This is a genomic window from Brevibacillus fortis, assembly GCF_046196545.1.
GTDB lineage: Bacteria > Bacillota > Bacilli > Brevibacillales > Brevibacillaceae > Brevibacillus > Brevibacillus fortis_A.
The window spans coordinates 2817290-2839485 of the sequence record NZ_CP176370.1 but is presented as its reverse complement, the minus strand read 5'-3'; the positions used below and the strand labels follow the sequence as shown (position 1 = coordinate 2839485).

Sequence of the window (22196 nt, the reverse complement as noted above, 5' to 3'; positions counted from 1 at the left end):
CCCCGCAAAAATTAAGCATTGTTTCCGAACACACGCATCTTTTTCCATTCTCCGCATTTTGGGTTATAATGGAGGGATGACACTTCGTTCGGAGGATCTGACTACATGCTACAAAGAGAGTTGACTCGGGAACAAGCGATACAGGTAGGCGAGCAAATCCTAATTGTCGTCGAAGGACACATCATTGAACGGGGCTATACGTACTTTTCAGATGGCGTCGTCTTCAATACACGTGTAGAACAAGGCCAATATTTAATGAGTGATGTTCAGGGTTCCGAGGTGTATCATGTTCGCCTCGATATGGAAACGGTTCAAAACAGTACCTGTACCTGCCCTTATTCGCGCATTTGCAAGCATATTGCTGCTACTTTTTTTCAGATGTACAGTGTGTTCGAGAATCCTCGTACATTTTTGACCCGATCCCAACAGCCAAGACGAGCTACTTTTTCTCCTCATCTGCTGATTCCTGCTTATAAATACAGCCATACCGCTCCTGCTCAGCAGGATACAGCGTCTGTTTCCTCTCCGCTTACCGCGGACAGCTCCGTCAAAGAATGGTGGGCATTTTTTGAGAGCTGGACACGTAACTTGTTTGCGGCCATGGAATCGTATCGAGCTTCCTCTGAGTTATTATCGAGCTATCAAAATGTGCTAAGTGTTGCTGCCTCGTGGCCGAAAGATCGGGCACAACTCTTTGTCATTCATGCCAATCTGTTTCATCTCATGAAGCTTACACAATACGTCAAAACGTACCGCCAATCCTACTGGTTTCTGGATTTGGTTCAGACAGCCGAGCGGCTATTGGATCAATTAGAAGGGACGTTGTACTTCGCAGACATCCCGGCTCTTTTGACTGACCACCAGGATGCCATCGTAGATACTCTTCAACTGACAAAGCAGTTGAAAGAAAACGAAGCCACTTCCCTCTACTGGATATTCGCCTATCAAATGTTATGGTGGATGCTATTGAAGAAGCCAGAGTGGATGCAAGAGGAGATCCATGTACTGGATCAGCTTATCAACGATGAAGAAAGTTCTGCCGCCGAAAAGGAAAAAGGGCTGCTGCTCCGAGCCCACTTTCATGTGATGGGAAAGGAAGACGAAGCTGCTCTACAAATCTGGAAAAGAATGAGCCGTTTGAGCCTCTCCTTCTACTTGTCGTATATGAAATCATTCGCTCGCAATGGGGAATGGCAACGATTTCTCGATTGGACTGCTTCTTTGACGTCCTTAATCGGTCAAGCCGAGACACAGCAATACCGACTCGTTATCGCCATTTGGCAGGAAGCGATGGAACAAGTGGGACGATCAGCCGAGTGCGGCGCCAAGCTGAAGCAGTTCTTACCGAGCAGTTATCACGAATATGCCGCCTATTTATATGAAGAAAGACAGTTTCAGCAATGGATTGATTTGCAAATGTCGTTTCAAGTGCCTATGGCAGACATCTCGATCGTGCAGGTGAAAGAAATCGAGGAAGCCGAGCCGACCCTGCTTTTCCCTTTTTATTTGCGTGAGGTGAACAGACTGATTGCGGAACGTAACCGAACGGCCTACAAAGAAGCGATCAAGCTCATGAAAAAGGTAAGGACGATTTACAACAGAGCAAACCAAGATGCGCGCTGGGAACGATACGTGGAACAATTATCTGCCAAACATAATCGGTTACGTGCTTTTCAAGAAGAGCTAAGGAGAGGAAATTTCAACTTATGAAGACCGTCACTACATTGGTTCTAGACGGAGAGCTTTTGGCAGACGGACAATTCTTGATTACTGGCAAAGACACGCATGGAGCAGTGGTCGATCCAGAAGAATTGGCAGGAACACTGTTTGCGTGGGATGAGTCATCCTATTACGGAACCTTCTTGGATAAAAACGAGCATGGTGTATTGCTCAGCCCTGCCAAGGCCCTCTCCTTTTTCGTCTCCCCCCAGTGGCTTTTGCATCGGACCTATTCATCCAGCACGCCATTTGAACAATTTACGCATGTAGCGGGAATGATCCGTGAGACGCTTGCACAAGGCTCCATTGCCCCTGATTTTTCTTCCTGGAAAAAAGGACAAATAGGCTGGAGAGCCCTGCAAACTCCCGGCGATTTTCCGGAGTTCGGACACAGGTGGCTTTCGCTCATCTTGGAGGAATCCTTGCAAGGCACCGGTGAGATTGGACGAAAGTGGGAGCAGCTATTGACGCAATACCCGGCTCTGTACGTCATGGGGGCCGAGCTTTCTCCACATCTTCAGGAACAGGAATGGTTGCAATCGATAGGCTGGTTGCCAGATACGACACCGTTTCGCACATGCTTGCAAATCGTCGAGGCCGAGGAGCATCCCAATGATTGGCAACTCCAAGTTTATTTGCAGAATCGTGAAGAGCCAGATCAGTTATTTCTCATTGAGCCACACCAGTTGACGGCTGAGGGAGTAGCCACCGCTCGCATCCCTGCGGACTGGCGTGAACACTGGAATCGTTTTCTCACGGACCTAGCCAAATGCAAAGAGATTCTCCCGTGGCAAAAAGACACCAAGGAGAATCAAAGCCGTTTTCTCACCCGACTCACGAACGAGCAAGCATGGATCTTTTTGACGTCGAGTAGTTTGCAGCTGGTGCAAGCCGGTATTCACGTCTTTCTGCCAGCTTGGTGGGAACAAGTACGCCGGGTAAAACCGAAGCTAAAAGCCAAGATTACATCCTCTGTCGGGGCTAGCAGACAGTCCTTCCTGGGTGTCTCCCAGCTCATGGATTTTGAATGGAAGCTCGCCTTGGGACCTGTGGAGCTCAGCGAAGAGGAATTTGCGGAACTCATCAAACAAAAGCAGCGCCTGCTGAAAATTCGCGGGCATTGGGTACAACTGACTCCCGATCTATTCTTACAGCTACAGGAAGCGCTCAAGAAAAACCAAGCGAAAAACGGCATGACCCTGCGTGATGTCATGAGAATGCACCTCGCCCCTACTGTGGAGGTTGAGGAGCTACCCGATGATGAATTCGATTTCGACACTTCTCTAACGGTTGAAGTTCAGCTAAACCAGCATTTGCGAGAGCTGTTGAATCAATTGCAAGAAACAAAGCGCGTCCCGATCATGGAGCAGCCTTCTACTTTTCACGGGACATTGCGAAATTATCAGCTGGAGGGCAGTTCGTGGTTGTTCTTTTTACGCCGTTTTGGATTGGGAGCTTGTCTGGCCGATGACATGGGATTGGGAAAAACGGTTCAATTTATTACGTATTTGCTTCATGTCAAGCAAAATGGCCCAGCCAGTACTCCTTCTCTCTTAATCTGCCCGACCTCCGTCATAGGCAACTGGCAAAAAGAGCTGAAGCGTTTCGCCCCCTCTCTTCAGGTGATGATTCACTACGGCAATGATCGCCAAAAGAAGGAGTCGTTCTTGCCAGCGATCAAGGGAGCGGATCTGGTGATTACCTCCTACGCCCTGTCCCATTTGGATGAGCAGGAGCTAGGAATGGTTACATGGGATACGATATGTCTCGACGAGGCGCAAAATATTAAAAACGCCTATACAAAGCAAGCGTCCGCTGTGCGCGATTTGAAAGCATGGCACCGGATCGCTCTCACAGGCACTCCGATCGAAAATCGTCTGAGTGAGCTCTGGTCCATTTTTGATTTCTTGAATCCTGGCTACTTGGGAAGTCTCGGGGAATTTACCCAGCGCTTTGTTCACCCCATCGAACGCGATCAAGACCAGCATCTCATCAATCAGGTGCAACGACTCATTCAGCCTTTCTTGCTCCGTCGTGTTAAAACCGATCCGAATATTCAGCTCGACTTGCCAGACAAGAATGAGAGTAAGGAATATGTACCGCTGACTACTGAGCAAGGCGCACTTTATGAGACAGCGATTCAAGATATGTTTGATCGTATGGAAAAAGCCTCCCCTATGGAACGGCGCGGTCTGATTCTGACGACACTGACACGTCTCAAACAATTGTGTGACCATCCTGCCCTCATTTTGAATGAAATCTCAACAACAGATGAAGCCAGTCGCTCGCACAAATTGGAAAGACTGCTGGAATTGGTGGACGATATTCGCCAAAAGAAAGAGCGTTGCCTGATTTTTACCCAATACATCGAAATGGGCAATTTGCTCCAACGGGTGCTGACGCGAGAAGGCTATGGACCTGTCTACTTCTTAAATGGGGCCACGAAGAAAGAAAAACGCGATGAGATGATCGCTCGTTTTCAAGACTCGACACTTCCAGACCATGAACGCGGTGCCATCTTCATTCTTTCCTTGCGCGCGGGTGGAACCGGCTTGAACTTGACGGAGGCCAACCACGTCATTCACGTAGATCGCTGGTGGAATCCTGCGGTAGAAAATCAGGCCACTGACCGTGCTCATCGCATAGGACAGCAGCGCAATGTTCACGTCTACAAATTCATCTCTCTCGGGACGATTGAGGAACACATTGATGAAATGATGGAAAGAAAGCTATCGTTGAGCCAGCAAATTGTCGGGACGGGCGAAAGCTGGATCACCGAGCTATCAACGGAGGAGCTGCGGGACTTGTTCACCCTGCGCCATGATTGGCTAGACACGAAAGGATAGGTGGAGAATGGAGCGAGCGAAACAAACCGACAGCAATTCTACGATGCGCCGCCCTACAGAAGAGCCCAAGCTGCCCGAGGCATGGCTGCGTTTTTTAGAAGCTGTTCAAGAACAATTTTCCGATCATCAATCAAAGAAAGAATAAATGCGAAAAACCCAAGGCCTGATCACGTTATGGATCGAGCCTTGGGTTTGATTTTCTTAGTGGAAAGGAAACCTCCACTGTCGTCCCTTTATTCGGGGTACTCGAAAAATGGATATACCCGTCGTGTGCTTGCATGATTTTATAACAAATCATAAGTCCTAACCCGGTTCCTTTTTCCTTTGTGCTATAAAAAGGCTCCCCTAATCGTTTCAGCCGTTCTTCCGCCATACCGCAGCCTTGATCAATGATTCTAATCATCACTTGCTCGCTTTCTTTACGCCTAGCCACGATGTGAATCGTCCCACCATCTTGCATCGACTCAACGGAGTTTGACAGAAGATTCATAAAAAGCTGCTGTATTTGATTCTGATCGCACCAAATCGTGGTTCCTTCCACTTCCTCGACATCTAGTACTAAATGATGACGCTCTAGCTTTACTTGCATCAATCGTGTAACCTGTCGCAGCAAATGCGCTAGATTTTTCGGTTCGTACGGCTCTGTACACTCTCTTGATAAAAAGACGTATTCTCGCAGGACACTCTCTAATTGGTGAAATTCAGCCTGCATAATATCAAAATATTCCCGCTTCCATTGGTCTCGACGAAGCAATTGTACGAAGCCTTTGATGGAAGTTACCGGGTTTCGTATTTCGTGCGCAACCCCGGCAGCCATTTGCCCGATGACGGATAGCGTGTCTATCTTTTGTAAAAACTCTTCTGTTTGTACGTGCTTCGTGTGATTTCGAATGATAAATATGACTTGGTTCGTCTCATGTTCTTCCTGAATCACCGGGGTGCCTTTTGCCTCCAGCGTGATCTTTTTGCCATTTCGATCCGGGCAAGTAAATGTAATGAGACGAGGCTGCTTCTCCAAAGTGATCTGACGAATCGTTTGCATAACAAGCCTGCCCGTTTCCAGTGGCAGTACAGCTAGCAGGTGTCGATTCACTACTTCATCAGGAGCGATCTCCAGAACGGATTGAACGGATGGTGAAATATACGTAATGATCCCCTGACTATTGATGATCACGATAATATCAGACAAGTTTTCTGCAATCATTCGATAAGGCCATTCATTCACATGTTGTTGCTTACAAGGAGCATCTCCTCGCTCATTCTGATCCACTTCGTATGTATCAAAAGCTCGGTGTCCTCCACCATTGAGTAGGAGAAATGCACTGTTCCTAAACCTTTCCTCACGCTTCAACACACGAGCCAAGTCTTCGGCAGGCATCGGCTCACTAAACCAAAATCCTTGAGCAGAATCACAACCAAGCTGCCAAAGAAAATCCAATTGCTCTTGCGTCTCTACACCTTCTGCCGTTACTTGCACGCCCAGACTTCGTGCCATCGCCATGACGGTTTTGATAACAGTGGCCTGCGTGACATCGCTCATGCATTCCTTTACACAGGATTGATCGATTTTTAGCTTGTTCATGGCGAAGCGGGATAGATGTTGAATGCTGCTATAGCCCTTCCCAAAATCATCCAAGCTGATTTTTACCCCGATCCTTTTTAAATCTGCTAAAATCTCGATGGTACGCTCTCCATCTCTGGTAGAATCCTCGGTGAATTCCAGCTCCAAATAGTGAGGCTGCAGGTTCGTTTCGTCTAAGATCGCTTGAATCATGCTACCCAACTGTTCCGATTCCAAGGTATAGGATGACAGATTCACGCATGTCACAAGAGGTGGTAGTCCAGCATCCTGCCAAGCTTTGTTCTGCTTGCAAGCCGTTCTGATCACCCATTCCTCTACCAAAAGAATCAACCCGCTCTTTTCTGCTAACCAAAATACCCAATCCGGGGGTAGTAGCCCTCTTTGATGATGGTTCCATCTAACAAGAGCTTCTGCTCCGATTATTTTGCCTGTTCTCAGGTCGTAGAGCGGTTGATAATACAGGCTCAGCTGCTGATTGACAACCGCTTGATGAAAATCTCGAACGTAGCGATCCAGTTCCTTTTGGTTCATTGTCTGTATACGAACCACGCCTTCCTGGAAATCATTCTGATTTTTTCAACTTTACCCCTGACTCTACTTTATAGGAAGAGGCTAGCCCATGTCCATACGTCTACGGTGTATAGAAAAAACCCTCCACAAAGGAGGGTCAGCTACGCGCGAATTCTCATCAGAGCGCGATCTTCTTCTTTTATCCGCGGACAGGTATAGCAATACTTTTGCTCCCCCGTCTTATAGTACAAACAGCATTGATTCTTGATCCTCACTTTCGCTTGGGGATCACGCATATCTTCGATCCAGCGCACACCCACGCGAAATGGATTTTTTTGCAATCCAAAGCTCTCGCCTTCCAGCTGATTACAGAGGACATCATAATCAGCCTTTACTTGTTGCTTGATGCGATCCTGTTCTACCAACGCCACAAAAGCATCCGTATGGTAATTGAACTTGGTCGGGAACTGTCCCCAGAGCATCGCTTCTGGGTTTCCCGTTACCTTTGCAAGAGTCGTGAGCAACGGATGCAGGAAGTCTTGGAAATACGCACGATAGCATTCCTTCAACCAGATTGCACGCTCTGCCTCGCTGGTAGGCGCTTCTACGATTTCATACGTCGGGATCACAAAGGCGAATTGCGGATAATCATCCTCGTAAAACAATTCAATCGTCATAGTATCCAGCGTCATGGTAAGTGCACGATTCCAGACAGAGATCATATACTGAAGACCGAGAGAAGGGCTCGTGAGCCAACTGCTGATGTAAGTACCAGCAGCAGTCAGCTCATGTGCCTTGATTAGCGGAGCATAGATTTTTACGAGCTCATTCATATGTGTCGGGTCTACCAAATCTCTTGCCTTCATGGAAAATAACGCATTGGGTCTCGGTTTTGAAGTAAGATCAAACCGTTGTGCTATAAAATCGTCATCCCATTCTTGCATCACGATCTCCCTCTCTATTCTATATCAAGAAAAAACGCTGTTTGACTGGTCGAGGTACGTGCCGAACTGTGCTTGATACAGTCTGCTATAGATGCCTTCACGAGCCAAGAGCTGATCATGACTTCCTTGCTCGGTAATGCCTTGTTCCGTTACAACGATGATTCGATCTGCATTTTTAATGGTAGCCAATCTGTGGGCAATCACCAATGTCGTACGGCCTTTGGACAATTCCTGCAAGGACTGCTGGATCGCGGCCTCCGTTTCGGTATCGAGTGCAGAAGTAGCTTCATCCAAAATCAGAATCGGCGGGTTTTTCAAGAACATGCGTGCAATCGCCAATCTTTGTTTTTGACCACCGGACAATTTGACTCCGCGTTCACCAATGATCGTCTCCAGACCAGCAGGTTGAGAACGGATAAACTCTTCTAGTTTAGCCAGACGCGCTGCCTCCCAGATCTCTTCCTCTGAAGCGTTTAGTTTTCCATACATAATATTTTCGCGAATCGTCCCTGAAAAGAGGAACACATCTTGCTGAACAATCCCGATTTGGCTGCGCAATGACCTTAACGTGATTTGGCGGATATCCATTCCATCAATGGTGATGCTGCCCCCGTCAATCTCATAAAATCTCGGCAAGAGACTGCACAATGTGGTTTTTCCTGCTCCAGAAGGGCCTACAAACGCAATGGTCTCGCCCGCCCGGATGTTCAAATCAATGTTTTGCAAAACAGAAGACTCTTGGTCGTAGCTAAACGAAACATTCTTGTACGAGATATCGCCCTTCAACGACTTTACCTGGATCGCATCTGGAGCATCCGCAATATCCGGTGCTGTGTCCATGATTTCGATGTATCGCTTGAAGCCGGCAATCCCTTTTGGATAGCTCTCAATAATCGCATTAATTTTCTCCAACGGACGGAAAAATACATTCGTTAACAGCAAGAAAGCGACAAATTCACCGTAGGTCAATTCACCTTGAATAACAAACCAGCTGCCGCAAATCAAGACGAACAAATTGACTATACGCATCAGGACGTAACTGACAGAAATATTTTGGGCCATGATTTTGTAGGACAACAGCTTGGTGATACGGAAACGCTGATTGTTCTCTTCGAATCTTTTGTTTTCAAATTGCTCGTTGGCAAAAGCTTGTACGACACGCATTCCGCCTACGTTGTCTTCAACACGTGCGTTGAAATCCGCCATGTCGCCGTACAGACGATGGAACGCACCCGTCATTTTACGGTTGAAGTGAACAACGAAGAAGATCAAGAGCGGAATCACCAAAAACGTAAGCAGCGCCATTTCTTCATTAATATTGAACATCAGGAGGAAAGCACCGATCAGCGTCATCACGGCGATAAACAAATCTTCCGGACCGTGGTGAGCAACCTCCCCGATCTCCATCAAGTCATTCGTTAGACGAGATAGCAGATGCCCCGTCTTGGTATTATCGAAAAAGCGGAAAGAGAGCTTTTGAATATGGTCGTATAGCTTCTTACGCATATCCGTCTCGATATTAATTCCAAGCATATGTCCCCAGTACGTGACGACATAGTTCATCCCGGAGTTAAGACCATACAACGCCAAAAGTCCAATGCACGCCCACACGATCATGTTCCAATCCTTGCTTGGAAGTAATTGATCGACAACCATGTTCACTGCAAGCGGAAATCCCAACTCCAGTAAGGCAACGAATACTGCACACGTGAAGTCGAGGATAAATAATCCACGATAAGGCCGATAGTAAGAAAAAAATCTGCGAAGCATTGAAGCAGCAACTCCTCTCTCTCAAGAACAGCATGAATCAAGTCTTTGATTTTGAAAATCATTTTCATTATATATGGATTTGACTTTTATATCGATGCTTTATTGGAATTTTTTTCTTTGCAGAGCACATTCACATTAAAAACGGTTCGAAACTCTTTATCCATCAAGGAATAAGAGGCTCGAACCGGAAAACACTCAGCGTAAATCTTGATAAGCAGGCACCCCACCCACTTCTTTGGCAGAGAGGATCGCATTGACGACCGCTTCCGCCAGCACTTCTACACTTAGCGTCCCGACGAGATTGACCGAAGCATCCACGCCCCCTGTGGCGATGGCAAAAATCGTATCTCCATCACTCATCGTGTGAACCGGATGAATCGTTTTTGCGAGTCCATTATGCGCCATTTGCGCGACTTTATTCGCTTGTACTTTATTCAAATTAGCGTTGCTAGCAACCACTGCGATGGTAGTGTTCGTCCCTGCCGGAACCGGGGGAGTTGCCGCATCGATCATCCAGGACAGGCTATCGCGGATATTGCCATCCTCTCCCCTCGCTCCAGCCAAAATTTCGCCTGTGGAGGGTAACCGCACTTCTCCGACAGCGTTCACCGCTACGATTGCACCTACGACGAGACCATTTGGCAGACGGCGAGAAGCTGTTCCAAGCCCACCTAAATCTTTGAGGCTGAGATTGTGTGCTGTAAATAGATCAACATCTTTTACAACAATTCATGATGTTAGGTACATCTCGTGTGCTCATTAACGCATGTACAGTTTGGTTGTTTTTATTGAAAAAGTTAATCGTGCATTATCTTTGTTTTTTATATTTTAAATTATTTAAGCTTGCTTATTTAACCTCTTCTTTTGCCTTAAATTGTTCTCAGTCCTTTCGAAAGGGTATTCATAGGTTACAACAGATCGAATTGTATGCGAATGAATTTATGATATTTTTTTAGTCGTTATTTTTTACATCACTCCCTTACCGGATTCTTAGAATATTCTTCAATTCTCTGCATATCTCCATTGAAAGTTATTTTAACATTGATTAGATATGATTCTTGGGCTTTTGTGTTTCTCACTTTTGTCATATATGTCCCATGTGAGAAATTGTAAGTAGGTTCATCTGCCTTTAAGCTCTCAATTGGTAAATTATACTTCTCACTTACATACTCTGTTGCATAGTTAATAGCCAATACCTTGTCTCCAGATGTTCCATAAAATATAGTATAAAGGTTCCAAACTAAAATAATACTAAGTACACTAATTACACTCCAAATCATCTTTTTTTTCATGGTAAATGCCCTCCATCTATAAGAAATGATAAGGAGCAGAAACACCTGCTCCTCATTTAAATGACTCATGAAACTTCTAAAGATACCATAGTAATAATTGGCTTGTTTGTTGTGTAGTCAATGTACAATTCTTTCGACCAATCCCAAGTCCCATCCGTGTATCCAATTCCATTGTCTTGAATATAGAGATATTTATCGGTTCCATCTTCTAGATACCCAGCACCAACAGTCCAATGGTAGTCGTAGGCGTACTCAGCATCTGGCTCGAAAAACGTGAAATACTGATCAAATTTTACTGCAAGTGGGCGACTTCTACCAATTTCATACTTGTAAGTAGAAAAACTATTAAACGAGTCTGTTGACACAGTATGAGTGTGACCTCGGTTTATATAACTTTTTAACCCACTGCGCACATTTGAAACTGACATGCCATATGACTTTCCGCCATGATACTTGTAAATAGCATTTATCATCTCAGTTCTGGTGAAATAATCTAAACCATCTATTGTGTCAAATCCTTTTTTGCTACGCCAGTACTCAGCTATTGCAGCAATTGTTGCAGGCCCACATGAGCTTGCTGGGTTATTTACTCCATCTTCCCATTGAGTGAACCTTGTTACGTTAAGATAGTCTTCGTCTACTCTTAAGGTACTTACATCACTAGCTTCTTCTGTCGTGTAACTTTCCCAAATAGACTTTGCCTCTCTGTTCTTCGGGATCGTAAATTCAATGTCTTTTTCCTTCTTCTGTAGTCCTTTGTTGATTTTTTTAACCAACCTACTGCCATCATTAGATTTTAGGATTGAAGTGCTTCCCAAAAAGTAATACTTTTCATTATCTTCTAATTCTTGTAGTTTAATCTTTCCTTTTCCAGCAGCAAACACTGGAGAGTAATCAGTGTTTGCTGAAACAATAAAGAAATAACTTTCTTCATTTTCTAATTCATAATAATATCCGATATGCTCATCGTTGGTGTCATAAAGTTCAACAACATCTTGCTTGTCCTCAAGACTCACATTAAATTTGAATTTCTTGATGTAATCTTTGACTATCTGATCTGCAACTTCTTCTGAAACGTATGTATCATCTTCATTTGCATATGCCCCAGATGAAAAAAATAGTAAAGAAACTGCAAAAAGCAACCAAGAAAATCTTTTAACCATTATCAGCCCTCCCTTTTTTTACTATATTATACAATATTCTTAATATTCTTCAATGTTCCACGATATTTGCTAGTATGATGTTGTATATTATAGAAAAGTGTCGGGAGATACATTGTTTGTATTTTATTAAAAATCCTGAATTCATTTTATGCATACAAAACGTCTATAGCCTATTAATGATTTACTATGCTTATCATATTAATTATTTTTGATTAATTAATTCAAATATAAGGAGGGGAGTTCCTCCTTATATTGAATATCCTACTGAGCATGAAAATTGCCCTAATTAATCCATTGTTCTCTTGTCATACTTCTCAGACCTAACATCTAAGATTCTTTCATTGATTTTGATATGAGTCTGGTCAAGCCATTCTACTTTTGCTTCGGTTTCTTTCCAACTCCAGTAAATAAGTCTCTCACTACCGAAAAGTCCCGTATTTACATCTACTCGTAAGCCACTTTCATCACCGACACGATATACCTTGGCAACGTACTGATTGTTTGGCGAATACACCTCATTAGTCAGTTCTCCCTGCCCGATCAATAATGTTGAATAAAATGCGTTGTAATAGAGTAAAAAGGAAAGTAGGATCAAAATAAAGAGAGCAATGAATAACTTATTATGTAGGATATTTTTCATGATACTCCGCCTTCGTGAATCAAAAATTTCTTATTTGAATCTATCATCTTCGAAGCAATCAATACCTTGATTAATTGCTGCATGATCGGATGGATCATCAAAATAACCTTACCCCATCCAATTTCTCTTTTATAATCCCAAAGCCCTCCTTCTCTTATCCTTATCGCGAAGTAAGTGCGAGTAACTTGGGATCATGCTCAACAACGCATTTCCATACCCCAAATTATAAACACCTTCTCATGATTCAACCTCTTCCACTGCATGTAACCATGCTTCACGGGAAATGGACACATCATACAGCCAGTGCGTGGAGTGAAAATTTTGAATCCAATTGATTCAAGAAATATTGCTTGGAATCGTTTACCTTTTTGAATCTGCTCGTTTAGCAGTTCATTTACATAAATCTCTAGTTCAATTAATCTTGATTAATTATTTTTAATTAAAATATCCAACTTTTTCGGATACGTTTGGATAATATTCATCTTGTACAAATCGTTATAAGGAAACTCTTCTTGTTCTACATAGTCCCAGATATCTTTTTCACGCCACCTTTGAATTAGACGCCAAACAAACAATAGTTTTATCGTTTTTTTATATATTATATTCTTATAAAATGACACTTTTATGAGTATCTTATCACCTCCTTTCTTTAGTTGCAGTAGGGTACAAATTTTAAAGCTCTTTTACTTCTCCTGTTTGTGCATTGATTTGTAGAATAGTATCTGTTTTATGATCATAGTCGGTTGCTTTTATCAGCCAATGATCTTTCTGTCCACTTGCACTTTTAATAATGATTCCATCATTATGTGTGCTCTTTAAGTAATTGATTGCGTGTTGAATCGCACTTTTTTCATCCATTTGATTAATAGGATTTTTGCTTTCTTCATTAATTACAAGTTTACTGAGTTCTGCGCCACTGGGATAAGACTGTGCTGATGGTGTTGTTGACCATGTAGATACTGTGTGACCAACTTCGATTTCTTCATAGGAGATGCTATTCCCCTTGCTATCGAGGAATACGGCTTCTTCTTTTGGGAAATACCACTCTGCTGCATAGAAATTCTCATCGCTCGTCTTGGTTTCATCATTTTCTATAACTAAGAGACCTTTTTTTTCAAAGTCTTTTTCAGTTACGTATCCTGTTAATGCTTGCTTTTCAACCTTCTTGTGATTAGTTGCACATCCAGTTATGAGTAATGCTGCAATGATTAATGTCAAAGCCTTTTTCAATGTGCTCATTTCCTTTCTTATTCCCCATGAGAAAACCTTCTCTTATGGGGAACTTTATTTCAACTAGTTACCAGTAAAAATTGAATCAATGTTAAAATAATCTTCTATTTCGCTGATATGTGTGTAAACTCCAGTATCCGCGCTATGAACTCCTATTGCTGTTCCACCATAAAATATAGGCCCACCGCTATCCCCTTGTACTTCTGAATAACTAGCTTGTCTCATGTTAGTAAAGTATTGTGTGTCTCCATTTGGGCTTTTTATATTCCCCCTCCAATTAGTTGATTTCAACGTTCCACACTTCACTCTTTTCATTTGACTTCCTGAAATGCAAACTGTATCTCCAATGGTTTCATCCCTTGTTCTCTGAACCTCTGTAATAGTATTGTATTCTGATTTATAATTTCCAAAAACATAGTAAGTAGCATCGTCCGATCCCTTTGTTAGTTCGATGAGTGCTACATCCACACTACCACCGAAATTAAAATCTGCGGTTTTACCAAACCTTGCTCCTCCTTGCTCAAATCTATCCCCAACATTTTCTGTGCAGTGTCCAGCAGTTAAAACATAAAAATCGTTATCCTTTTGCACTGAAAACGCAGAAGTGCAACTTCGGTTTTCTGTAGTATTTTTTATTCTTAAGCCAGCTTGAATTGGTCTAAATTTGTCGCTTGGCTGAGCCTGAGCTTTGCGCGCTTCTTCTTCCTTTATATTGAAAATATCAACATTTAAGCCCATTTCAGCTAATACATTCTCTTCATCTACTTCTGCCAAAAGAAGCTTTGCTGCCTTTTTTGCTGATGATTTTTCTTTTACTCCAATGTTAATTTTTTGAGTTGGCAAGTCAACATTAACAGAAACTATATCTAACCCTTTTTCCATAAGGTTTGATCTATTTTGAAAGACATTATCAGCTATTTTGTTTAGCTCATCCTCTGAGTATTCCGTAAAGAAAATTTTTAACTTGTCTTCTTCGTATAACTCTCGCAATTCATCAAGATGTTTTTCTACTGTAGTTTCAGCATTGGTTTTAAATCCAATATTAACTACTCCACCTGAACTTTGATCAATATAGATCCCAGCAAACTCCTCTTTAAGATTTTCTTCAATGAATGCTTTTATTGCTGGAATCTTTTCTTTTTGCTGATTTATTCTTTCATCAAGTTCTTGTTCTTCTTCTATAGTTAAATAAGCTCCAAACTTAGAGAGTTTATATTCGTCATTCTCTAAGTCCTTTTTTGATAATTCATCAAGACCCATTTCCTTTCGGAATCTGTTAGTGTCATCAATTTCTACTGCGGTTTCATTTTCATTTGCATTGATTGGACTTATGTTTGTTAACAACAAAGAAGTACCTAAAGCAGTTGCAGTAATAATAACTCTAATTGTATTCACGTTTCTCTCTCCTTTCTAATATCATTTTACATATTATACAGTATTTGGAGGTTAGTCAAACTGGTTGTATTTTTTAGAATGGATCTTTTATTCAAATGGTATAACGATTTCTGTCTCTTTTATTGAAAGCGCCACATAACCTTCTGACACATAAGCCTGTTCTGTTAACATATGTGTAATATCTGTTTCGTCGCCCCATCTTTGCCTACCGAGAGATAGGCACATTGACCATTTCTATTGATCTATTTTCGTTCGCCTCTAAAACAAAACAGCCTGTCATTAAGACAGACTGTCCTCTCCATATAATTGATGAATCATATCCATGTTTACGAATTGTTTGATTGGAAACCAATTATACGTTTCATAACCATTATTATTAATTTTGTTAATTCCAAATCTCTTGCAAATCTCAAAATACTGTTCCCTATCTTCAAATTTTCCATCTCGATCAAGGATTTGCTTTGCCATAAAAACCATTCCACTGCGTTGAATGTTTTTTACAGTAAAGTTGGGAATGTTTAAGGAGTCTTCATCACTAATTCCAGAAAGACGAGCATAAATTACATGTGTATTAACTTGCTCTACATGGACAACTTTAGTTTTTGCAGGTTTAATAACGTATCCAGTGTCGATAAGTTCGCTTGTTTCTTTAGTATTTCTTGCATTGGGTGATACGTGCCCATTTCGTTTATAATACTCTTGTTGACTAGAAGCTTCGTGAACAAATTGTATAGTTTGATCCTCTACTTTAACCAGTCTTTGTTCCCCATTTTCATTTGTTAAAGTAATTGACTTTTCATCGTAGTTCACATCTCTCGGGCGAAGATTCCTCAATTCTGATACTTCTTTACCTCCAGCACCCTCAAATAAGAGTGCAATAATTACAGCATCTTGTGCATTTTTACACTTTGAAATGATCTCATCTATTTCATTCTTTGAGAAGAAAAGTTTTTTAGCAGAATCCACGAACTGTTTCTCCCAGTCACTATCTACAATATCTAATGGATTAATATTATTTGATCTGTGATGAATTGCCCAATTTATATATGCCCTAACAATAGATACTGCACTTTTAACTGATGCTAATGAAGAGGCATTTATGGAGAAAAGTATTTCGCTAATTTGATTTAAGTTAAATTCATATAAATCAATTCCATACATTTTTTCAGCGGCAGCGCTGTAATAGAAAATTCGTTTATAAACATTATGAGCAGATTCTGGATACCTTGAAACAAACTCTTCTTTTAGCTTTTTATTGTATAGTTCAGTGTCATTTAGATACGCATTAGACATTTGATTTCACCTCATTTGATACCAATTCACTCATAAAAGTTCTAATTTTTCTTTTTGGGTTCGTTACAATATTGCCTACTTCATCTAATATTCCAAGTCCCTTCCACAGTTCATTTTCTCGACTAAAATTGACTTGATCTATTATATTCTTAATTTTATCAACAGATATTCCTTGCTCCTGAGCTTTTTTGGCAAATAATACGTAGCCATCAAACATATAATTTGCGTTTATAATAGATGCTTTTCTTACCGAATGAATATCAGAAACAAATGCATCTGGATAACTCATAAACAGAGAATCAAAAAACTTAGCCAAGTACTGACCAACTTGAAGAGCTTCAATTCTATTTGATGGATTAAAATGTTCATCAATGGCATCAATTAATACCTTTGAGCTTACAAGTTGATCTGCCGAGGTAAAAATCTTTTCAGATGAAGAGATTTTGCCATTTAAGAACTCACACTTATCCTTCAGTTCTTCAAATGTAACTGTTGCCAAGCTAGTTATATTTGTTTCTTTAAGTCTTGATTCAGATATAGGGTTAACTTTATTGATTTGATTGAAGTACTTAATGGCTCTTCTCGTGCTGTAGTTTAAAAGTTTAAGATCAAATACAGTATCTAATGTTTCATCTCCTTGCAGGGCTTTTAGAATACCTGAAATTCGGTGATAACCATCAAGAATATTAAGTTGTGTTCCTTTTGTTATTGTTAGTGACTTACTTTTGTGATCGTACACAAATTCTTCTCCACTGTCAGAAGTGTTAGTTAATGCATTTATTGTAATTGTCGTTGTTTCTAAATCACCAGTTTTAAGCAGTTCTGCAATTTCAGATACGCTTTTCGAATTAGTTTTAGGTTTTAGTACAATTTGATCATCATTATCGCGCTTAACCCAAGCTTCCCTTTGTGTTTCAAAATTGTATGTTAAAAGGTTTGAATCCATCAACTTCTTAATTTCTTGTGCAGTAATTGTTGTCGAATAATTAGCATCACGTACAAAAGTTACATTATTAAAAGTATGTGGCAAGGTGATTTTATTCTCATTAACTGAAATCTCAAATGTCTGGCATTGCTTTATCTCTTGAGTGCTAAAATAATTCTCGGGGTTTGCCGCTTCAAGTTCCGTAATTTTATACAATTTAGAAGACAATAAACATAAAACACTAATTGACAGTTCACTAAGTGGTGTTTTCTTTGAAACAATAAACTGAGTATCTTTAATATTTATTCCATGTTCAGTCATTTCATTTTTTAAGTCAGTAACTATTTTTCTTTTATTGCTTATTTTAGATATAACATCTGATAAATTATCCTCAATTATTGTCCGCTCTACTAGAGGCATCTAATCAACTCCTCCACCACATTCAATTCACAATTATTACCATAACAATCTATTCATTATACAGTATTTTTATAGTATATTATTTTATTTTGTAAAATACATCCTTCTGTGAAATTAGCATATGACGGAGACTTTTTGTTTTCAGGCTACAAAACCAATAGTTAAAACCATGATTGCAATAATAGCCGTTGCGATCTACTTCATACTTCCCCACTCCTTTCGAAGATAGTATTTCACACATTAACTTGTATCTATAAATTTTACTTTAATACCTACTAAATTGATATCAGGTTACGATGATATTAAACATTTTTCTTTGGTTTTCACAGTCAGTCAAGGCTTCCTCATTTTGGACTTGTCCGACTTTTACACCAGGAACATCGACGACCGTACCACTTGTTTCACTGACCTGCTCAATCCCCCCCCCTGCACTTTTGGTCGGAAAGTCCTTAAAAAAAGATGGCGAAGAGGACTCATTTTTACTATAATGAAAAACTGTGAAAAACGGCCCCGACTTTTCTGAAAGGGGAAAGTCACTATACGATACAGAAATGAGGAACATTTTTGAACCTTCAACAACTAAAAATGGAATGGTTTTCTAACGTACGTGCTGACGTGCTGGCAGGTATTACCGTAGCACTTGCCCTGATTCCGGAAGCCATCGCTTTTTCTATTATTGCCGGTGTCGATCCAATGGTTGGATTATACGCTTCCTTTTGCATCGCAGTCATCATTGCGTTTGTCGGAGGAAGACCGGGCATGATTTCCGCAGCTACTGGTGCTATGGCGTTATTAATGATCACCCTGGTCAAGGAGCATGGCATCGAGTATTTATTCGCGGCGACTGTTCTGACCGGTATTTTGCAGCTGGTACTTGGAGCCTGTAAAATCGGCAGGCTGATGACCTTTGTCCCGCATACCGTTGTAATTGGTTTCGTCAATGCGTTGGCTATTCTGATCTTTATGGCTCAGCTTCCCCATTTCATTGGGGCGTCCTGGATTATGTACGTTATGCTGGCAGGAACACTCGCGATCATTTATTTATTGCCGCGTCTCACCAAAGCAGTCCCTTCTGCTCTCGTAGCAATCATCGTCATGACTGTCATTTCCATCTGGGCAGGTCTTGATTTACGGACCGTTGGAGACATGGGTGAAATCACACGTCAACTACCAATGTTCCACTTTCCTAGTGTCCCGTTGAACTGGGAAACACTCATGATCATCCTGCCTTACTCCTTTCCGCTTGCATTGGTCGGGATTCTGGAATCATTGATGACTGCTGCCATTCTTGATGAGATGACAGATACACGCAGTAATAAAAATACGGAAGTGAAAGGCCAAGGGATCGCCAACATCATCACTGGATTCTTTGGCGGAATGGCTGGTTGTGCCATGATCGGACAGTCCGTTATCAATGTGAAATCAGGTGGGCGTGGCCGTCTGTCCACCTTGGTTGCAGGGATTTTTCTCTTGTTCCTGATACTGGTCCTTGGAGATGTCGTCAAACAAATTCCGATGGCTGCCCTCGTCGGTGTCATGGTCATGGTGTCGATCGGAACGTTTAACTGGCAGTCCATACGGGATCTGCGGAAAATTCCTTTTGGAGATGCCATTGTCATGATTACTACGGTGATCGTCGTCGTCGCTACGCACGATTTGGCAAAAGGGGTCATTTCTGGAGTGATCCTGAGTGCCGTCATTTTTGGCTGGAGGATGGCTCGCTTGCATGCTACTTCGTACGAGAGCGATACTGGCGAAAAAGTGTACGCCGTCTCGGGTCAGCTGTTCTTTGGAACCATGACGCACTTCGTCGACCAGTTTTCCTTTCAGGATGATCCCGAGCAGATTATCATTGACTTTTCCCGTTCCCACGTCTGGGATTTGTCAGCTGTCACGGCTATTTCGAAAGTCGTAGAGAAATACAGACAACTGGACAAATTCGTAGTCATCACCGGACTTAATGAGGAAAGCAAGCGATTGATTGATCGTGTGGGTATAAGCACTCCTGCCGGACATTAACCTGCCGTTAAAATGGAAATCCCCTAACGGATACAAGAGCTCCATCTCTTGTCGTTAGGGGATTTCCTTTTGTCCGAATGAAGTCAAGATTTCCTCTTATTTCATTTTTGCAATAGTCCGATCATATTTCCGAATTGGTCAGCAGTAAATTGCAGTGCTAGAATGATCAATAACAACATTCCTGCTTTTTAACTGCAAAGGTTGTGACAGAAAGATGGAATTTTCTTGGAAACGTAATTTGATTGTATTATGGATTGGGGTATTTTTCTGTAGCACTGCCTACTCCATCTCTATCCCTTTCCTGCCCATCTTCCTCCATACTTCACTGGGGGTCAATGAGCATCTGGAAGCCTGGTCCGGCATTTCGTTTGGCATCACGTTTTTAGCAAGTGCACTCATTTCGCCATATTGGGGCTCTCTTGCGGACAAATATGGACGAAAGCCTATGTTGATTCGCTCTGGATTTAGCTTGGCTTTGTTATACTTCTTGACGTACTTGATTACGGACCCTTATTTGTTTCTTGTGTTACGGATCTTCCAGGGCCTGCTTGCCGGCTACGTACCTGCCGCTATTGCGCTGGTAGCGACGAATACACCAGAAAAAAACGTCGGGTACGCACTGGGGATTATGGCGACTTCGGGTGCAACAGGAGGAATCATCGGTCCGTTGGTTGGCGGTGTCGTCAGTCATGTGTGGGGAAACGCGGAAGCTTTCATTTTTTCAGGATTTGTCGTGCTCGTAGCAGCGCTGATCGCTACTTTTTTCGTGAAGGAAACGAACTTGAACCGCTCCGGCAGTCGCTCGAGTGTACGCGAAGATTTACGCGCTGCAGTGGCAAACCGCCCGTTGATGTCCATACTGGGTATGAGCCTGATGGTCACGATTTCCGTTATGCTTCTTGAACCTTTAATAACCGTGTATGTCATGCAATTGGGCGCTTCACAGCAAGACGCTTCCCTCAGCTCCGGCATCATTTTTGCGGCAGTAGGAATCGCGACGGTCATTGCTGCTCCACAGTGGGGCAAGCTCGGGACAAAGGTCGGCTATTCCAAAATCTTGTTCATCGGCTTAATGGGTGGAGCGATCGGAAATTTACTGCAATTTTTCTTCACCAATCTATATGGATTTGGCATTTTGCGATTCGCGTACGGACTATTTTTTGCCGCTGTTTATCCGTCGATCAATGCCATGATTGTAAAAGTCACGGAACCAGAATTTCGCGGCAGAGCGTTTAGCCTGAACCAATCCTCGACGCAGCTCGCGACGATGATGGGGCCAATCATTGGCGGCTTTCTCGGAGGACTCATCCCGATTCGCTTCGTATTTATCATCAATGGCATTGCGCTGTTGATTACTGCCATCATGATTCGATCCAAACGATCACAATTGACCGCACAGCCGCTGAAGCAGCAGGCAGCTGAGCGTCAGCTAGCGACGAAGTAACGAGTGTAGCACGATCACAAGCAAAAACTCCCTCTCAAGCGCACAGGTGAACACCTGGCGATGACAGAAGGGAGTTTTTCACGTGTTCCCGCCTTTTCTTCCACGAGTGTATTCGCTACAATAGTAGGTATCCAGAAGATGAACAGAAGATTCTGACAACCACTAAGTCAAATTACATACGCCATGGAATTACCCGCATATTCCGATTTGACGAGACCACTCATTTTTTCTGAGGAAAGGGGAACACGTACATGTCGGGGAAACGGTGATTTTGCTTATTCTGATCATAATTGGGCTCATCTGTGTCAATCTGTTTGTCTCCAACGGTTTTATTCGCCTGCTTGCTATCGCAGGAATCTTAGGGATTACCTTTGTACTGCATGGGGCCGTGATTCGAAAGAGGTGAAGCTGGCGGTTACCAGCGAAGGCGATCTACACCGTCACGCTGGCTTTTTCATGAAAACAGCAGCGGGCTCGGTTGAAAAATCAAATCCTGGCCCGCCGCTTTCCCCCAACATCAGGACTTTCGCTCCCGCTTGCACCTTCCCTACCTCCACCAATGCCTGCCAAACCGTTAGCCCGACCAGCGGAAGTGAAGCCGCTTCAGCATACGACAAACCACGTGGCATCAGGGCTACGATATTCGCCGGAACGACAATTTCATCTGTGTATGTCCCTTCTCTTTCCAGTTCTGGACGAAAGAAGACATCATCGCCGATTTGAAAATCCTGCACATTCGTACCGACAGCCGTTACCGTGCTCGCCGCATCCAACCCTAAAATAAGTGGCAGTTCAATTTCTGTTAACTGTTGGATACCGCCGTATTGCTTAATGCCAATTCCTCTCATCGAACTTCCCCTTTTCATTCGACTATTTTTCGCAATTGGTTTTCGATGTGCCTCTCTCCCCATTCACACATGACATCCAGGACCTTCGACAGGGTCTTGCCATACTCAGTCAAGTCATACTCGACGCGTGGGGGAACCTGCTGATACACATTGCGG

The 22196-nt window shown here is 42.5% G+C and carries 16 protein-coding genes and 2 pseudogenes; 5 read left to right on the top strand and 13 right to left on the bottom strand.

What is annotated here, in order from left to right:
- The first annotated feature begins 105 nt into the window (after window positions 1–105).
- Genes ACKKE8_RS14725 through ACKKE8_RS14715 form a run of 3 tightly spaced genes read left to right on the top strand, consistent with a single transcriptional unit; the run spans window position 106 to window position 4710 of the window.
- Entirely contained in the window at window positions 106–1710 is a 1605-nt protein-coding gene (locus ACKKE8_RS14725; protein ID WP_409178783.1) for an SWIM zinc finger domain-containing protein, read from the top strand.
- On the top strand, window positions 1707–4565 hold the full coding sequence (locus ACKKE8_RS14720) for a DEAD/DEAH box helicase (RefSeq protein WP_409178782.1): 2859 nt from the start codon (window positions 1707–1709) through the stop codon (window positions 4563–4565). The genes ACKKE8_RS14725 and ACKKE8_RS14720 overlap by 4 nt, the downstream gene beginning before the upstream one ends.
- Window positions 4566–4572: 7 nt before the next feature.
- The gene (locus ACKKE8_RS14715) at window positions 4573–4710 is read left to right on the top strand and encodes a hypothetical protein (RefSeq protein WP_409178781.1); all 138 of its coding nucleotides are present in this window, start codon (window positions 4573–4575) and stop codon (window positions 4708–4710) included.
- Window positions 4711–4737: 27 nt separating this feature from the next.
- Here ACKKE8_RS14715 and ACKKE8_RS14710 read toward each other — a convergent pair whose 3' ends face one another.
- The 11 genes and pseudogenes from ACKKE8_RS14710 to ACKKE8_RS14660 form a co-directional block, all read right to left on the bottom strand.
- On the bottom strand, window positions 4738–6696 hold the full coding sequence (locus ACKKE8_RS14710) for an EAL domain-containing protein (protein WP_409178780.1): 1959 nt from the start codon (window positions 6694–6696) through the stop codon (window positions 4738–4740).
- A 122-nt stretch (window positions 6697–6818) separates the two neighbouring features.
- A complete protein-coding gene (locus ACKKE8_RS14705) occupies window positions 6819–7601 on the bottom strand; it encodes a Fe-S oxidoreductase (RefSeq protein ID WP_409179119.1) in 783 nt (260 codons plus the stop codon).
- A gap of 24 nt (window positions 7602–7625) precedes the next feature.
- Complete coding sequence (locus tag ACKKE8_RS14700; RefSeq protein ID WP_409178779.1) at window positions 7626–9371, bottom strand: ABC transporter ATP-binding protein; 1746 nt, start codon at window positions 9369–9371, stop codon at window positions 7626–7628.
- Window positions 9372–9566: 195 nt separating this feature from the next.
- Window positions 9567–10043 (bottom strand): annotated as a pseudogene (locus ACKKE8_RS14695) (P1 family peptidase); the annotation flags it as partial.
- 299 nt (window positions 10044–10342) lie between these two features.
- Complete coding sequence (locus ACKKE8_RS14690; protein ID WP_409178778.1) at window positions 10343–10663, bottom strand: hypothetical protein; 321 nt, start codon at window positions 10661–10663, stop codon at window positions 10343–10345.
- A gap of 65 nt (window positions 10664–10728) precedes the next feature.
- Window positions 10729–11826, bottom strand: coding sequence for a C39 family peptidase (locus tag ACKKE8_RS14685; RefSeq protein WP_409178777.1), 1098 nt, complete (start codon window positions 11824–11826; stop codon window positions 10729–10731).
- Window positions 11827–12112: 286 nt separating this feature from the next.
- The gene (locus ACKKE8_RS14680; RefSeq protein ID WP_409178776.1) at window positions 12113–12466 is read right to left on the bottom strand and encodes a DUF5412 family protein; all 354 of its coding nucleotides are present in this window, start codon (window positions 12464–12466) and stop codon (window positions 12113–12115) included.
- Window positions 12467–13138: 672 nt separating this feature from the next.
- Window positions 13139–13705 (bottom strand): hypothetical protein, encoded by a 567-nt coding sequence (locus tag ACKKE8_RS14675; RefSeq protein ID WP_409178775.1) that lies wholly within the window; start codon window positions 13703–13705, stop codon window positions 13139–13141.
- Window positions 13706–13759: 54 nt separating this feature from the next.
- Complete coding sequence (locus ACKKE8_RS14670; protein WP_409178774.1) at window positions 13760–15091, bottom strand: S1 family peptidase; 1332 nt, start codon at window positions 15089–15091, stop codon at window positions 13760–13762.
- Window positions 15092–15370: 279 nt separating this feature from the next.
- Window positions 15371–16384, bottom strand: coding sequence for a hypothetical protein (locus tag ACKKE8_RS14665; RefSeq protein ID WP_409178773.1), 1014 nt, complete (start codon window positions 16382–16384; stop codon window positions 15371–15373).
- Window positions 16377–17729 (bottom strand): DNA sulfur modification protein DndB, encoded by a 1353-nt coding sequence (locus ACKKE8_RS14660; RefSeq protein WP_409178772.1) that lies wholly within the window; start codon window positions 17727–17729, stop codon window positions 16377–16379. The genes ACKKE8_RS14665 and ACKKE8_RS14660 overlap by 8 nt, the downstream gene beginning before the upstream one ends.
- Window positions 17730–18293: 564 nt before the next feature.
- Between ACKKE8_RS14660 and ACKKE8_RS14655 the strand changes: the two genes are divergently transcribed.
- Both ACKKE8_RS14655 and ACKKE8_RS14650 read left to right on the top strand, forming a co-directional pair.
- A complete protein-coding gene (locus ACKKE8_RS14655; protein ID WP_409178771.1) occupies window positions 18294–19748 on the top strand; it encodes a SulP family inorganic anion transporter in 1455 nt (484 codons plus the stop codon).
- 214 nt (window positions 19749–19962) lie between these two features.
- Entirely contained in the window at window positions 19963–21192 is a 1230-nt protein-coding gene (locus tag ACKKE8_RS14650) for an MFS transporter (protein WP_409178770.1), read from the top strand.
- 440 nt (window positions 21193–21632) lie between these two features.
- Here ACKKE8_RS14650 and ACKKE8_RS14645 read toward each other — a convergent pair whose 3' ends face one another.
- A complete protein-coding gene (locus tag ACKKE8_RS14645; protein WP_409178769.1) occupies window positions 21633–22040 on the bottom strand; it encodes an alcohol dehydrogenase catalytic domain-containing protein in 408 nt (135 codons plus the stop codon).
- Between the two features lie 14 nt (window positions 22041–22054).
- Window positions 22055–22195, bottom strand: a pseudogene (locus tag ACKKE8_RS14640) (winged helix-turn-helix transcriptional regulator); the annotation flags it as partial.
- Window position 22196 lies beyond the last annotated feature (1 nt).

What these genes read in the sequence shown, in the direction of transcription:
- ACKKE8_RS14725 (WP_409178783.1), top strand. Translation starts at nt 106, where the DNA reads ATGCTACAAAGAGAGTTGACTCGGGAACAAGCGATACAGGTAGGCGAG.
- ACKKE8_RS14720 (WP_409178782.1), top strand. Translation starts at nt 1,707, where the DNA reads ATGAAGACCGTCACTACATTGGTTCTAGACGGAGAGCTTTTGGCAGAC.
- ACKKE8_RS14715 (WP_409178781.1), top strand. Translation starts at nt 4,573, where the DNA reads ATGGAGCGAGCGAAACAAACCGACAGCAATTCTACGATGCGCCGCCCT.
- ACKKE8_RS14705 (WP_409179119.1), bottom strand. Translation starts at nt 7,601, where the DNA reads ATGCAAGAATGGGATGACGATTTTATAGCACAACGGTTTGATCTTACT.
- ACKKE8_RS14700 (WP_409178779.1), bottom strand. Translation starts at nt 9,371, where the DNA reads ATGCTTCGCAGATTTTTTTCTTACTATCGGCCTTATCGTGGATTATTT.
- ACKKE8_RS14690 (WP_409178778.1), bottom strand. Translation starts at nt 10,663, where the DNA reads ATGAAAAAAAAGATGATTTGGAGTGTAATTAGTGTACTTAGTATTATT.
- ACKKE8_RS14685 (WP_409178777.1), bottom strand. Translation starts at nt 11,826, where the DNA reads ATGGTTAAAAGATTTTCTTGGTTGCTTTTTGCAGTTTCTTTACTATTT.
- ACKKE8_RS14680 (WP_409178776.1), bottom strand. Translation starts at nt 12,466, where the DNA reads ATGAAAAATATCCTACATAATAAGTTATTCATTGCTCTCTTTATTTTG.
- ACKKE8_RS14675 (WP_409178775.1), bottom strand. Translation starts at nt 13,705, where the DNA reads ATGAGCACATTGAAAAAGGCTTTGACATTAATCATTGCAGCATTACTC.
- ACKKE8_RS14665 (WP_409178773.1), bottom strand. Translation starts at nt 16,384, where the DNA reads ATGTCTAATGCGTATCTAAATGACACTGAACTATACAATAAAAAGCTA.
- ACKKE8_RS14660 (WP_409178772.1), bottom strand. Translation starts at nt 17,729, where the DNA reads ATGCCTCTAGTAGAGCGGACAATAATTGAGGATAATTTATCAGATGTT.
- ACKKE8_RS14650 (WP_409178770.1), top strand. Translation starts at nt 19,963, where the DNA reads ATGGAATTTTCTTGGAAACGTAATTTGATTGTATTATGGATTGGGGTA.
- ACKKE8_RS14645 (WP_409178769.1), bottom strand. Translation starts at nt 22,040, where the DNA reads ATGAGAGGAATTGGCATTAAGCAATACGGCGGTATCCAACAGTTAACA.